Annotated in this window: 10 protein-coding genes; all 10 read left to right on the top strand. The window is 37.4% G+C overall.

Annotated elements, in window-relative coordinates:
- Positions 1–83: 83 nt before the first annotated feature.
- The 10 genes from IPM56_13735 (at position 84) to IPM56_13690 (ending at position 14800) form a co-directional block, all read left to right on the top strand.
- Positions 84–3158 carry a T9SS type A sorting domain-containing protein gene (locus IPM56_13735; protein QQS35299.1) on the top strand — a complete coding sequence of 1025 codons (3075 nt, stop codon included), beginning with the start codon at positions 84–86 and terminating at the stop codon, positions 3156–3158.
- Positions 3159–3226: 68 nt separating this feature from the next.
- A complete protein-coding gene (locus IPM56_13730; GenBank protein ID QQS35298.1) occupies positions 3227–5356 on the top strand; it encodes a T9SS type A sorting domain-containing protein in 2130 nt (709 codons plus the stop codon).
- A 139-nt stretch (positions 5357–5495) separates the two neighbouring features.
- Positions 5496–6782, top strand: coding sequence for a pectin esterase (locus IPM56_13725; GenBank protein QQS35297.1), 1287 nt, complete (start codon positions 5496–5498; stop codon positions 6780–6782).
- Between the two features lie 13 nt (positions 6783–6795).
- Complete coding sequence (locus IPM56_13720; protein ID QQS35296.1) at positions 6796–8019, top strand: glycoside hydrolase family 88 protein; 1224 nt, start codon at positions 6796–6798, stop codon at positions 8017–8019.
- Positions 8020–8063: 44 nt separating this feature from the next.
- Entirely contained in the window at positions 8064–9101 is a 1038-nt protein-coding gene (locus IPM56_13715) for a LacI family DNA-binding transcriptional regulator (GenBank protein ID QQS35295.1), read from the top strand.
- A 148-nt stretch (positions 9102–9249) separates the two neighbouring features.
- On the top strand, positions 9250–9915 hold the full coding sequence (locus IPM56_13710) for a rhamnogalacturonan acetylesterase (protein ID QQS35294.1): 666 nt from the start codon (positions 9250–9252) through the stop codon (positions 9913–9915).
- 36 nt (positions 9916–9951) lie between these two features.
- Complete coding sequence (locus tag IPM56_13705) at positions 9952–11154, top strand: DUF4861 family protein (GenBank protein ID QQS35293.1); 1203 nt, start codon at positions 9952–9954, stop codon at positions 11152–11154.
- An 11-nt stretch (positions 11155–11165) separates the two neighbouring features.
- A complete protein-coding gene (uxaC, locus tag IPM56_13700) occupies positions 11166–12578 on the top strand; it encodes a glucuronate isomerase (GenBank protein QQS35292.1) in 1413 nt (470 codons plus the stop codon).
- Between the two features lie 13 nt (positions 12579–12591).
- Positions 12592–14151 carry a hypothetical protein gene (locus IPM56_13695; protein QQS35291.1) on the top strand — a complete coding sequence of 520 codons (1560 nt, stop codon included), beginning with the start codon at positions 12592–12594 and terminating at the stop codon, positions 14149–14151.
- A 1-nt stretch (position 14152) separates the two neighbouring features.
- Positions 14153–14800: a bifunctional 4-hydroxy-2-oxoglutarate aldolase/2-dehydro-3-deoxy-phosphogluconate aldolase gene (locus IPM56_13690; GenBank protein QQS35290.1), complete on the top strand. Its 648-nt coding sequence runs from the start codon at positions 14153–14155 to the stop codon at positions 14798–14800.
- The last annotated feature ends 3 nt before the right edge of the window (positions 14801–14803 follow it).

Raw genomic sequence — 14803 nt, 5'->3', positions numbered from 1 at the left:
GGGTTTGTTCACTGACAGAAAGCTCTGAGCAAGATTTTATAACTATATAAATAGTGTATTATTAATAAAAACAGGAGAATACTATGAAAAGAATAATCAGTGCATTCACAATTTTATTTGTGATGTTAGCGTTCGTTGATGCTGAGGCACAATTATTCCAGCAGGATTTTTCAACCCCGTTAACAATATTTACAAACGGAAGTTCTGCTGATCCGGTATATGTTAATTCAACGACACCCTCTAATTCACAATTCACTTTTTTATCAGCCAACAATGCCAACATGTATATTTCAGTTCCCGCAACCGGTGACACAGCAAACATGTTAACTTTTTTTCGTAATGGCAGTGGCAATGGGTACTTTACAAGAAATGTTGCTTTTGCAGGACCACCAACAGCACTGCAGGTGAAGTTTGATTTCAGACTCTGGACTTCATCAGCAAACTCATCACAGCAGCCTGTTAATTTTTATGTCGGAACTTCAACAACAAATTCAAACAGTGAATCAGATACATCAAACGGACATTCAAGATTTACTATCGGATTCAGATCAGATGGTTCATTTATTGTCGGTCCTTACACAGCAACACCAAGCCCGATCCCGGCAACTTACACTGGTACACAAACTATTACATTTGTTACGAACAATAGTGGAAGTGAAATAACATACACAGCTCCTAATGGAAGTTCAGAAACTCTCGCCGATGACAGTTATGATTTATGGGTTGGTACAAATAAAGAGCTGGATAATTTTCCTGCAAGAGACGGCGCACAGAGTTTAAATGTTTTTAAAATGCGATTCGGTCAAAGTACAACAAGCAGTATCAGTATTGATAATCTTACTATTACTGATCCGCCGGCACCGCCTTCACCCATTACAAGCCATTTCAGGACTGTTACTTCAGGTGACTGGAATGCAACAACTACCTGGGAACTCTCTTCTGATGGCGTTAACTGGAGTGCCGCAACAGTTACACCTTATGATACGTCAAATACAATTACAGTAAGAACAGGACATACAGTTACAGTTACGGCAACTGTAAATGTAGATCAGGTCACTGTAGAAAATGGAGCTTCAGTTATAGTAAATGGTAATCCGGTTGTATTTACAATTTCTGATGGATCAGATGCTGTAGATATGAATGTTCTGGGACTCTTAAAATCTACCGGCACAGCTAACCCTTCACCGGGACCACACACCGTAAATGCAAATGGAGTATTACAATTCGGAAACGGCGGCATGTATGAACACGAACAGAATTCCGGTGCAATTCCGGTTTCAGATTGGGGAACAGGTTCTACATTAAAAATAACCGGAACAACAAATACTGCACCCGCAAACAGAAGTCAGAACTACTACAATCTTATTTTTGATTGTGCCGCACAAACTGCAAACCTTAATATGGGATTTACAAATCATACAGTAAGCGGTGATATAACAATTGCAAATACAAATACAGGAAGATGGTACCTTTGCGGACCTGTAACGGACAGTACTGCTATCGTTACACTCTTAGGTGATGTTATTCATCTGAACGGAAATTTTTCATCACACGGAACAGGAAATGGAAATACTACAGTAATTATTAATCACTATGGAAATATTAATGCTACTAACGGCAACTTTGCTTTGACAAGAGGTTCACAAGCCGGTACAGGTACAACTTCATGGAATTTTTATGGAAACAGTATTTCACTTAATAATCTTACAACCCAGAATTCAAATTCAGCAGGTGCAAGATTCTATATTAAAAGTAACGACGTAGATCTTACTTTGAATACCGTAACATTCGGTGGCGGGGGAATGCCGATACAAGTAGATAGTGGTGCCGTACTTAATATGGGTACCAGTGTTATTCAAGGTACAGGAGTATTTACAGTTTCTGATTACGGCACAATCAATACTGCTCTTGATAGCGGTTTTGTGCAGAACCTTTTAAATACCGGAACAACAACACTAAGCCAGCTTGGTAATTACGGCTATAACGGAACCACGACACAGCTTGCAGGAGCTTTACTTCCAGCTTCTATCAATGGATTGCTGGTAAATAATGCTGCTGGTGTAACGATGACCGGAAATATGACTGTAAATGGTTTTGTAAATGTAAATGGCGGAGATTTATTACTAGCAGGTAATACACTCACTCTTGGTTCCAATGCCGTGCTAACAGAAAATGCCGGAAGTACTGTTTCAGGTGTCACAGGTAAAATCACAATAACACGTGATCTTAACGCGCCTACTGGAGTAAATGTCGGCGGATTAGGTGCAATGCTTACAACAGCATCCAACTTAGGAACTACAACTGTTGAAAGGACTCACGCAGCAGCAAGCGGTAACGGTAATACAGGTATACTTAGAGTATTCAGTATAGCACCTGCAAATAATACTGGGCTAAATGCTACGCTTCGTTTTTATTATGATGAATCTGAATTGAATGGATTAAGTGAACCGACACTTGTATTATTCAAATCACCATCAGGAGTAATCAACACGTGGAATGGAGTTGGCGGTACCGTTAACACAGCGAATAATTATGTGGAACTTTCAGGGCTGAATGATTTTTCATTCTGGACACTGGGAAGTACAAATACACCTTTGCCCGTAGAATTAATTTCATTTACTGCATCATCAAATGAGAAGGCAGTTTTGTTAAACTGGCAGACAGCTTCAGAACAAAATAACAAAGGCTGGAATGTTGAAAGAAAGTATTCAGGAAGTGAATGGACAAATATTGGTTTTGTGTCAGGTAACGGAACAACAACCGAAACAAAATCATATTCATTTACCGATGACAGAAGCAAGGATGGATTGGTTTCTTACAGGCTAAAACAAATTGACTTTAATGGCGATTACAGTTACAGCAGCATCATTGAAGTTGATGTAAAGATAGTCCCGGTTGAATTCGCTTTACATCAAAATTTCCCCAATCCATTTAACCCATCAACGACAATTAATTTTGAAGTTCCAAAATCATCACTGGTGAACATTTCAGTATATAATACTATTGGTGAAAAAGTTTCCACAATAGTAAATGAAACTTTAGAAGCAGGCAGACACTCAAGAGTATTTGATGCATCAGAATTATCAACAGGGATTTATTTCTACAGGTTAACTTCTGATAATATTGTATTCACTAAAAAAATGTTGTTAGTAAAATAAACAAGTATATCAGCCTGTGTGCGTTCTGTACACAGGCAGTGCTTAAATGAAAATAAATTGAGGTCAGTATGAAATTAAAAACAATAGTAACCGCTTCTCTTATTATGTTGCTCAGTACAGTAATACATGCACAGGTATTCAGCAACGGAACCGGCGGGGGTGCCTGGGGTGACGCATCAACATGGCTTGGCGGAGTTGTTCCTTCTGCGACAAGTGATGTTGTGATTGCGGGTGGTGATTCGGTTTACACAACCGGTCCGGCTATTTGCCGTAACCTATCAGTATATGCAGATGGAATATTTGCAACAAGTGTAGATACTATAGGCGTGAGTGAAACTCTTCTTCTTGAAAATGATTCCAAATATTATAATCGTTCAACCAATCCGAAAGTTCCCGGATCAATGGACCGTATCCTCGAACCGAATAGTACAGTTATACACAGCGGCAGCGGTACTGTTGGTGGTGAAGGTAATCTTGAATTTGGAAATCTCATGATCCAGCGTAATGAAGGATGTGTACCGGGTGGCAACCTTGTTATTCACGGAAACCTGATTATAAATAATTCAGCATCCAATGTTGTATTTCGCGGAGTACGTCCTGTAACCGGAAGTCAATCTCATTTAGTTGAAGGTGATCTTTATGTATTAAAAGGCACGATGTCTTGTATAGATGTTGGAGATAACGGACTTGTCGGAGTATGGGATATTCTTGGTAACGTTTATGTTATCGATAGTGAAGAACCGTACTTTGATGCAAGACTTGGAACCTTTTCAAGTGCGAATGCAGCTGGACTTGGTATAATAAACATTGGCGGTGATCTCGTTGTTCAAGGCGGAAGAATCCAGGCTGGTACAAGCAGTTCAGCAGGACCGGGTGTTGGAATCGTAAACGTTGCTGGTAACGTTTCGATTGATGCCAATAGTAGTGTAGCTACTAATTCACTTGGTTCCTTTTCTTTCAATTTTATAGGAACAGGTCAGCAGTATGTAGATATGGATGTAAGATTTTATATGGGTACTGCCGTTTATGATACCGTAAAAGCAGGCTCTGAAGTTGTCTTTGATCTTGACACATTAAGATGGGGTTCATCAACGGCTGGAGACTTTGTTGTTGAAGGTTCACTTGAAATGAAATCTGAATCAAGATTGATGGGTGAAGGCTCGTTTACTCTGCAACCGGGAGGGACATTAAAAATAGGCAGCGCATATGGTATAACACTGTCGGATACTCTTGGTAATATCCGGGTAAACGGAACAAGATCTTACAATCCTGATGCAAACTATGAATATAAAAGTGATGTGGTTCAGGCGTTTGGAGATGCACTTCCAAATCCAGTCGGCGGTTTTGCAGTGAACAATCCGAACGGGTTTTCACTTAATAACAATCTGACTGTAAATAACTCATTAAAAATTCTGAATGGTGATCTTGATCTTAACGGAAATACTGTTACACTTGGAACCAATGCAATGCTTACAGAGACTAATGGAAATACCGTGAAAGGAAGTACAGGAAAACTTATAACGGTATCAGATCTTAATACACCATCATCTGTAAATGTTGGAGGATTTGGGGCTGTGATAACTTCGGCTTCCAATCTTGGCAGTACCACAGTTGAAAGATTTCATTCAACACCAACAGGCGGTGGAAACGAAGGTGTTACCAGAGTCTTTAATATTTTGCCTTCTAACAATACTGGATTGAATGCAACACTAAGATTTTATTACGATGAATCAGAACTAAACGGGATTCCGGAAGAAAGATTACAAATGGTTAAATCTCCAACTGGAAATGATGGTACATGGGAAAGGTTCGGCAGTACTGTTGATCCGGCTCAGAACTACGTTGAGCTGTCAGGGATTTCAGATTTTTCATACTGGACTTTAGCTGACTCTGACCATCCATTACCGGTAGAAGAAGGTGAAAGCACACAACCGGTTTCTTTTGCACTTGAGCAGAATTATCCAAATCCGTTTAATCCCTCAACGATTATAAAATACCAGGTTCCCGAATTAAGTTTTGTTTCCATAAAAATATACGATGTACTAGGGAATGAAGTCGCTGTGCTGCTGAATGAACTGGTTAATCCGGGATTTTATTCAACTGAATTTGTCGCAACAGATTTAGTCAGCGGGTTGTATTTCTGTACGCTGAAGACGGAAAAATTTTCTGCAACGAATAAAATGTTGTTGTTGAAGTAATAATAAATAATTGGTAGTTGAAATTAAGTCCCTGGTGATAGTTAATGAATGAAATGAAAAATTGTATCAGGCGGGAAAGGAAAAATCTCTTCGTGGCGGAAACTAATTCCTATTACCTAATACATAAAATACCCGAACAATGATTTCAACTACCTTTAATTTTCTTTGTTTAATGTTCTTTATTTTTGCATCGGCATCAGGTTTTCAACCGGATAAAAATATTGAACTTGTTGTTGCAAAAGATGGAAGCGGACAATTTGTAACTATTCAGTCTGCTATTGACGCTGTTGAAAGCGATAATAACCAAAGTGTTTATATTAAAATTAAAAACGGAACATATAACGAAAAACTTTTCATCACTAAAAGTAATATTACATTTGTTGGTGAAGACAGGCATAAAACACAAATCATATTTGCTGAACTTCGTTCAAACTGGCGCAAAGATAACAATGATAATGACTGGGGTTCTGCAGTGATTAATATTGCTGATGGCGTTTCAAATATCACAATTGCAAATCTAACAGTGTACAATAACTACGGTTCACTTTTCGGAGATAATGATCATCAGTTCGCCATCCGTGGATTTGATATTGATAAAATAATTCTGATCAATTGTGATATTAAAGCTGATGGCGGTGATACAGTTTCCCTATGGAATCCTGAATTCGGAAAGTACTATCATTACAATTGCAACTTTGAGGGTTACGTCGATTTTGTTTGTCCGCGCGGATGGTGTTACATAACCGACAGTAAATTCTATCAGTTAAGTTCGAAAGCCAGCGCAAGCATCTGGCACGATGGCAGTTTTAGTGAGCAAAGTAAGTTCGTTATAAAAAATTCTTACTTTGACGGTGTACCGCATTTTGTTCTGGGAAGGAATCATCGTGATGGTCAATTCTTTCTGATCGATTGTGTCTTTTCTGAAAACATGAAAGATCAAAAAATGTTTTTAGCTCCGTCAAATCCTGTCAGAGTTTTTAAATGGGGAGAAAGATATTACTACTATAACTGTGTAAGGGAATCAGGAGATTACGACTGGCATGCTGACAATTTAAATGAAGCGGTGGAATCACCGGAACCTGAAAAAATTAATGCTGAATGGACTTTCGCAACAGCCCCGGAAAAATGGAATCCCGAAACAGAGTTAGATAACATTCTACCGTATGCCGAGTTTCCCTCACCGGGAAGGAATTCAATGCTGAATCAATCGGGATCGGTTACTTTGAAATGGAAAGCAGGCATAGATGCGGAATCCTATGATATATATTTTGGAAAGACTTCATCTCTGGCTTTTTCTGGATCTAGCAGGAGTACGGAATTTAATATTGATGATGTTTCATCAGGCGAAAAGTACTACTGGCAAATTAATACCATCACCAAAGCTGATACTATAACCGGGGAAATATGGACTTTTACAACTTACTAAACCGGAATTGTGAATGAAAAAATTTCTTACAAGCAAAACATTTATTATTATTTATTCAATAGTACTGATAGCCTCAGCTACTTATATTGTTGTTGCCCAGGAAGAGACTATTGATATCAACTGCTGGTCAAAAAAATCGGCGGATAGTTTCATCAAACTTCACCCTGACACTGTTGCTTATCCAACTGAAGCAAAAAGTTACAGATGGAATTATGAACAGGGACTGATACTCGAAGCATTTTACAGGTGGTATAAACACACAGGCGATCAAAAATATTTTAACTACATCAAAAAGAATATAGACTACTATGTTGAAGACGACGGCAACATTAAAACCTACAATATGAATGACTTCAACATTGATAATGTCTCTCCGGGTCGTGTTCTTATTCATTTATATAATGAGACAGGGAATGAAAAATACAAAAAAGCTGCTGACACACTGAAACATCAGATGCTGCTGCATCCGCGGACAAATGAAGGCGGATACTGGCACAAGAAAATTTATCCATACCAGATGTGGCTTGACGGATTATTTATGGCCGAACCTTTCCTCGCATATTATGCACTAGTGTTTAACCATCCCGAAAAATTTGACGATATAATAAAACAGTATGCACTTGTAAAAAAATATTTGAGAGATGAAAAAACTGGACTATATTACCACGGATACGATGAAAGCAAAAAACAGGAATGGGCTGATAAAGAAACAGGACAATCACCTAACTTTTGGGGAAGAGCGATTGGCTGGTTCATGATGTCGATTGTCGATGTGCTTGATTATCTTCCTGTAGATCATAAAGACAGAAAAGAACTTATTTCAATATTAAATGAACTATCCGAGAGTTTACTAATTTACAGGGACGATAAAACCAAATTATGGTACCAGGTTGTTGACCAGGGAAGCCGTGATGGAAATTACATTGAAGCCAGTTCTTCTATGATGTTTATTTACGCATTTGCAAAAGGTGCAAACAAAAGTTATTTGAATAAAAAGTTTTTTACAATTGCGGATGAATCTTTCAAATCAGCAATTGATAACCTTGTCACTATTGATAAAGACGGACTGATCTATCTTAACCATGTTTGTTCGGTTGGTGGATTAGGCGGCAAACCTTACCGTGATGGAAGTTTTGATTATTATATAAGCGAACCGCAAAGGGTAAATGATTTTAAAGGTTACGGTCCTTTTATGTTCGCAGCAATGGAACTGGAAAGTAAATCCTGCACTCATTAAAAAAATGATCATCAGTTTTATTAATAACGAGAGTAAAAAATAAATTGACAAACAGAATCAAATCTATAAAGCTTGAAGATCTTGCTGTAAAGCTGAATGTTTCAAAGGTTACGATTTCAAAAGCTTTACGTAACCATCCTGATATTTCAGTCGACATGAAACGTAAAGTGAAAGAACTGGCCGATAAGCTCGGCTACATGCCTAACTTTATGGCAAAAAATCTTTCATCAAGAAGAAGCAATATTATTGGTGTTGTAGTGCCTAAAATTGCGCACTTCTTTTTTGCTTCAGTGATTGAATCAATATATGATACCGCTCTTGAAAACAACTATGAAATTGTATTAATGGTCTCGCAGGAAATGGCAGAACGCGAGCGTAAACATATCCTTTCTCTTCTTTCCATGCGTGTAGATGGGTTGATAGTTTCGATCACACAGGAAACAAAAGACCTTTCGGTTTTCAGACAGATTCAAAAAAGAAAAGTTCCACTTGTTTTTATTGATCGTGTTCCAAACCTGAAGAATGTGCCCAGTGTTACGGTTGATGATAAAGGCGGTGCTTATACAGCGGTGGAATATTTCCTTAAAAAAGGAATCAAGAAGATAGGTCACATTGGCGGATACACATATATCAATATTGGTAAACAGCGCTTCGAAGGATTTTATGAAGCGATGAAGGATAACAAAGTCCCTGTAAATCCGAACTGGGTTGTTGAAGGCGGATTTGGTGAAGAGGATGGTTACAAAGCATTTATTGAAATGTATGACAGAGGCTCATTACCTGCGGCTATACTTGCGGTTACTTATCCTGTTGCCTTAGGAATGTATGAAGCTGCTCTTGATAAAGGAATAAGAATTCCTGAAGATATAATTGTGACATGCTTCGGTAATAATAATTTTAAACACCTTGTGCCTTCTATGTTCAATTTTGTTGATCAGCCAACCATTGAACTCGGCAGGGAATCAGTCAATCTTGTCCTGAAAATTCTTAACAGCCATAAGCCGGTTCATTCAGAAAATATTCAGCTTAAAACAAAATTATTGTTAAGAGGAAACGGACAACGGAGCGAATGGGTAGCGTAATTAATTTGTTAATCATTTGTAAATAGAATTTTAATCTCAGGGAAGAAACATCACTCCTTCTGCAAGAGCACTTTTAATAACATTCATTCTTTGCGTACAACTGGTATTTAGTCAAACTGAAAACCCTGGTAATCCGATTACGATTTATATGATCGGTAATTCAACAATGGCTGATAAACCTTATAAAGACGGTAATCCTGAAAAAGGCTGGGGGCAAATACTTCCGCTATACTTTAAAGAAGGTATAAAAATAGAAAACCATGCAGTTAACGGCAGAAGCACAAAAAGTTTTTTAGATGAAGGTAGATGGATTTCTGTTTATGACAAAATTAAACCCGGCGACTATGTGATAATCGAATTCGGACATAACGATACAAAGAAAGAAGACCCGAAAAGATTTGCAGATGCAAATACAGATTACAGAAAGAACCTTGAAAAGTTTATTACCGAAACTCTCCAAAAAGGCGGCATCCCAATTTTAGCTACTCCAATAGTAAGAAGACGTTTTGATGAGAATGGAAAGTTTTATGATGTGCATGGAGATTATCCGAAAGTAATACGTGAATTAGCAGTCGAAAAAAAAGTTATCCTGCTTGATCTTCACAAAAGCTCCGAAGAGTTGTTAATAAATTATGGAGAAGAAAATTCAAAAAAATTATTCCTTCATATATCACCCAATGAATATAATTCATTGCCGGAAGGAAAAACTGATGACACGCACTTCTCTCCAACCGGTGCATTCCGAATATGTGATCTGGCTTCAGCGGAAATTCGAATAAAAATTCCGGCGCTCGCAAAATTTTTAAAAGACTAAACAACAATAAAATTCATTTCAAATTTTACCAGCTAAATGAAAAAACTAAAAGCATTATTCCTTATCCCGATTATACTCTTGCTTCTTGCTTGTCAATCGGGCGATAAATCTGAAACAATCAAAGTTCAGAATCAAACAGATGCATTCCTTAAAGATGTTTTTATAATCAAAACACTAAACACTGATCTTAAAAATTTTATTCTTAAAGATGGAGAAACTGAAATTCCATTTCAGATAATTAATGACGAAGGATTAAAAATTGGTTTTGTTTTAGATCTTGCTGCGAATGAAGAAAAGACACTTACTCTGGTTCCGGTAGAAAATAAAAAAGAATATAAAACCCGCACGTATGCCGAACTCTCGATGAAGCAAGGAAACATTTATTATGATGGTAGATTTCGTGGTGACAAATTTGAGAACGTAACTAAAATTAAAGTCCCGTCAATCCACACGGATCATGATGCTCTATTCAGGTATGAAGGTCCCGGCTGGGAATCAGAATTAGTTGGTTACCGGTTTTATCTTGATTGGCGTAACGCGACCGACATCTTCGGCAAGAAAGTGAATGAACTTTTACTCCACAACGTTGGTATTCATGACACAGTTGCTAAAGATGATTCATATCATTCAATGCAGGAATGGGGAATGGATATTTTCAAAGTAGGAAGTTCTCTCGGAATAGGTTCTGTTGCTCTGTGGCAGAATGGTAAAGTAAATATGGTATCAAAAACCGATAGCGTTTATTGTGAGATTAGAGAGAACGGTCCGGTTCGTTCAAGAATAAAAACAAATTATTTCGGCTGGCTTATCGGTGAAAACAAATATGATCTTGAATGTGATTTTTCAATCACCGCTGGTAGCAGATTAACCAAAGTTGACTTACATATTAAGGATGCTGACAGTCTTGCAACGGGACTTGCTAAATATAAAGGTACAAATTTTATTAAAAGTAAGATCGAAGGCGAATGGTCATACATTGCATTGTATGGAAGCCAGACTCTGGTTAACGAAACCGATAAACTCGGAATTGCAATATTTTATAAAACCTCATCGATATTGCAACTGACAGAAGATGAATTAAGTCACATACTGGTTCTTAAACCTGAAAATGATAAAGCAGAATATTATTTCTGTGCTGCATGGGAACAGGAACCCAACGGCGTCACGAACGAAGCAGATTTTATAAATTATCTTAACATTACTCAAATAGAATTAAACAATCCTCCTCTTATAAAATAGACGAATGAAAAATGGCAGAATATAATTTACACGAAGACAGATTTTTTAATCCCGATCAATCGGTACGAAACTATGCCAGGGAAATTTATAACTCAGTTAAGTCGCTCCCTATAATTAGTCCACACGGACATGTTGATCCGGCAATCTTCAGTGAGAATAAATCCTTTCCGCATCCCACTCAGTTATTCCTGATACCCGATCATTACATTTACAGGATGCTATACTCGCAAGGAGTAAAGCTTGAATCACTTGGTATTCCTGATGTGAACGGTGAGGCAGAAGAAAAAAATGCGAAAAAAATCTGGAAAATATTCGCTGAACATTACTACATGTTCAATGGAACGCCATCGGGAGTGTGGCTTGATTATGAGTTCAACATTGTATTTGGTATAAAAGAAAAACTCGATGGAAGTAATGCACTTAAAATTTATGATGAACTTAACGAAAAAATAAAATCACCGGAGTTTCTTCCTAGAAATCTTTTTGAAAAATTTAATATCGAAGTGTTATCAACAACCGATGCAGCATCGGATGATCTTGGTCATCATAAGAAAATAAAATCCTCCGGATGGAAGGGAAGGATCATCCCCTGTTTCAGACCTGATGCGGTTACTGATTTATCCAACCCTCAGTGGAAATCAAATATCAAAAAGCTTGAAGAAGTTGTTGGATATAAAATCACAAACTACAAATCATTCATAAAGGCACTTGAAGAACGAAGAGAGTTCTTTAAAAAAAATGGAGCCGTATCAACAGACCATGGAATAATTTCTCCATATACTCATGAACTATCACATAAAAAAGCCGATGCGATTTTTCAAAGGGCATTAAAAAAGAAATCTGAAAAAGGTGACGCTGAATTATTTACCGCGCACATGTTAATGGAAATGGCAAGGATGAGTACTGACGACGGGCTTGTAATGCAGGTACACGCGGGGGCATACAGGAATCATAACAAGGTAGTATATGAAAAATACGGACTTGATAAAGGATGTGATATTCCGCTTCAGACCGAGTACACAAAAAATCTTAAAGAACTTTTGAACAAATACGGAAACAACCCTGCATTCACGGTAATAGTTTTTACTCTCGATGAAACAAACTACTCAAGAGAACTTGCGCCGCTTGCGGGTCATTATCCATCGATGAAACTTGGTCCGGCATGGTGGTTCCATGACAGCATTGAAGGAATGACACGCTACCGTGAAATGGTTACAGAGACAGCAGGGTTTTATAATACAGTTGGGTTTAACGATGATACACGTGCATTCGTTTCAATACCAGCACGTCATGATGTTGCGCGAAGAATCGATTCAAACTTTTTAGCAGGGCTTGTTGCAAGACATATAATTTCTCTTGAAGAAGCATTAAGACTGGCAAAAGAACTTACCTACAACTTAGTTAAAAAAGCTTACAAACTTTAAATAAGACGGAACTATGGAAACATCAACTTTGAGAGCTGAATTGCTCACACGGAATAGTATTGACAATACTATAATTAACAAAACAATTAATGGTAAAAATGAATTGAATATTTATCCGAAATCAATTCAATCTTATGAAGGAATGTTATTCTTCATAGGAAAAGAGAAATCGGAAAAATATCTTTTCATACTTTTTGAGAATATTAATAATAAAATCGTATCTGAGTTTGAAGGAACAATGCTTGTCCCGGAAAGTTCATCCGGTGTTTTATTAAAGAAGTGCCTGATGAACACAGACAACAGAAGACAGATCCAGAAATATTTTTTATTTACCAAACCTGTTGTTATCGGGTTATCAAACTCATTCGGATTTGGTGATAGGCTCGGACTTGCAAACGCCGGTCATATTCGTTCACTCAATGGAAGTAACTTTAAACCTGTGCTTGCGCAGCAATCAATAAGAGAATTAACACGTACACAAAGAACACCAGAAGAAGTAATGGACGCTGCTGTATGGGCTGTGTTCCAGGAAGGTTATATATCAGGTTTTGGTGCTGATGCAGATCATTTAAAAACCACCGCCGATATTGATCTAATGGTTGCCGCCGGGTTTACAATGTTTACATTTGATCCAGGTGAATATGTAAACAATGAGGCTGACTCCCTGAATGAAATGCAGCTTGATACTGCTATCAAACAACTCAATTGGCAGAATTTGAATTCTTCTTATGACGGGTTATCATCAGTTTATTCTAATAAAGAAATTAATATCTCTAATTTATTAAAGCTTAAACCTTCTGAAACAGATTTTAAACGAGCGCTTGTTAAATACGGGAATGCATTGGCTCATATCAGGATGTTAAATGATTATCTTAAGACGAAGTATGCTGACTATAATTCTGAAGTTGAAGTGTCTGTAGATGAAACTGAATCAGTTACATCACCATTTGAACATTTCTTTATTGCAAACGAATTAAAAAGATTAAACGTAAACTTTGTCAGTCTTGCACCAAGGTTCATCGGCGATTTTGAAAAAGGAATTGATTACAAGGGTGACATTGAATTATTCAGAACAGAATACATCAAACATCTAAGCATCGTTAAACACTTCGGCAGTTATAAAATAAGTTTACATTCGGGGAGTGATAAATTTTCAGTTTATAAAGTTATCGGTTCAATGAGCAATGCATTCACACATGTTAAAACTGCAGGGACAAGTTACCTCGAAGCATTGAAAGTATCCGCTGTAAAAGAACCATCACTGTTCAGGGAAATATTAGATTACTCGCGTTCACTTTATGAGAATGAAAAGAAAACCTATCACGTTTCAGCAGACCTGAATAAAGTAAAACCGGGAAATGAATATTCTGATGAACAACTTCTTGAACTTTTTTTCTCGGATGACTGCAGGCAGGTTCTTCATGTTACATTCGGAAGAGTAGTGACTGATAAAGATGAGCATGGTAAGTTAAAGTTCAAAGAAAGACTTTTAAATTGTCTGAAACAAAATGAAGAGACACATTACAATATCCTTATAAAACATTTCCTCAAACATCTGGAGCCATTTAAATAAAATGAGTAAAGACCTTATCCAAAATGAAATCTTAAAACGAAAAGCTGTCGCGGTAATACGGGCGAAAGAACCTGAAAAACTAAAAAAGATAATTGAATCAATTGCTGCTGGTGGTGTAACAGTCGCAGAAATTACTATGACCGTTCCTAATGCAATACAATTAATTGAAAAGATGACAAACGAAGTTGATAAAAATATCATACTTGGTGTTGGTTCAGTTCTGAATAAGCAAGTCGCTGAAGACGCTATTAAAGCGGGCGCTAAATATGTTGTCAGCCCGATCCTTAAAAAAGAAATAATTGAAACAGCACATAAATTTAATGTTCCCGCAATGCCCGGTTGTTTTACACCGACTGAAATTCAAACTGCTTATGAATATGGCGCTGACATTGTAAAAGTTTTTCCTGCTGATGTTGTTGGAATGGCTTTCTTCAAAGCGATACTTGCACCAATGCCTCATTTAAAACTTATGCCGACAGGCGGAGTGTCATTAACAAACGCGGGTGATTGGATTAAAGCAGGCGCATGCGCAGTTGGACTCGGAACAGCATTGCTCGATAAAAAAGCTATTGAGTATGGTGATTACAACAAACTGACTGAAAATGCAAATACAATTATGAGCAGTATTAATTCAGCAGTAAATAATTAAGAA

This window comes from Ignavibacteriales bacterium, assembly GCA_016700155.1.
Classification (GTDB): Bacteria; Bacteroidota; Ignavibacteria; order Ignavibacteriales; family Ignavibacteriaceae.
Note: the sequence above shows the minus strand (reverse complement) of the source record. Positions and strands in the feature narration are given on the sequence as shown.

Bases quoted from the DNA above. Each gene is read 5' to 3' on its own strand.
- IPM56_13735 (QQS35299.1), top strand. From the start codon at position 84: ATGAAAAGAATAATCAGTGCATTCACAATTTTATTTGTGATGTTAGCG.
- IPM56_13730 (QQS35298.1), top strand. From the start codon at position 3,227: ATGAAATTAAAAACAATAGTAACCGCTTCTCTTATTATGTTGCTCAGT.
- IPM56_13725 (QQS35297.1), top strand. From the start codon at position 5,496: ATGATTTCAACTACCTTTAATTTTCTTTGTTTAATGTTCTTTATTTTT.
- IPM56_13720 (QQS35296.1), top strand. From the start codon at position 6,796: ATGAAAAAATTTCTTACAAGCAAAACATTTATTATTATTTATTCAATA.
- IPM56_13710 (QQS35294.1), top strand. From the start codon at position 9,250: ATGATCGGTAATTCAACAATGGCTGATAAACCTTATAAAGACGGTAAT.
- IPM56_13705 (QQS35293.1), top strand. From the start codon at position 9,952: ATGAAAAAACTAAAAGCATTATTCCTTATCCCGATTATACTCTTGCTT.
- uxaC (QQS35292.1), top strand. From the start codon at position 11,166: ATGGCAGAATATAATTTACACGAAGACAGATTTTTTAATCCCGATCAA.
- IPM56_13695 (QQS35291.1), top strand. From the start codon at position 12,592: ATGGAAACATCAACTTTGAGAGCTGAATTGCTCACACGGAATAGTATT.
- IPM56_13690 (QQS35290.1), top strand. From the start codon at position 14,153: ATGAGTAAAGACCTTATCCAAAATGAAATCTTAAAACGAAAAGCTGTC.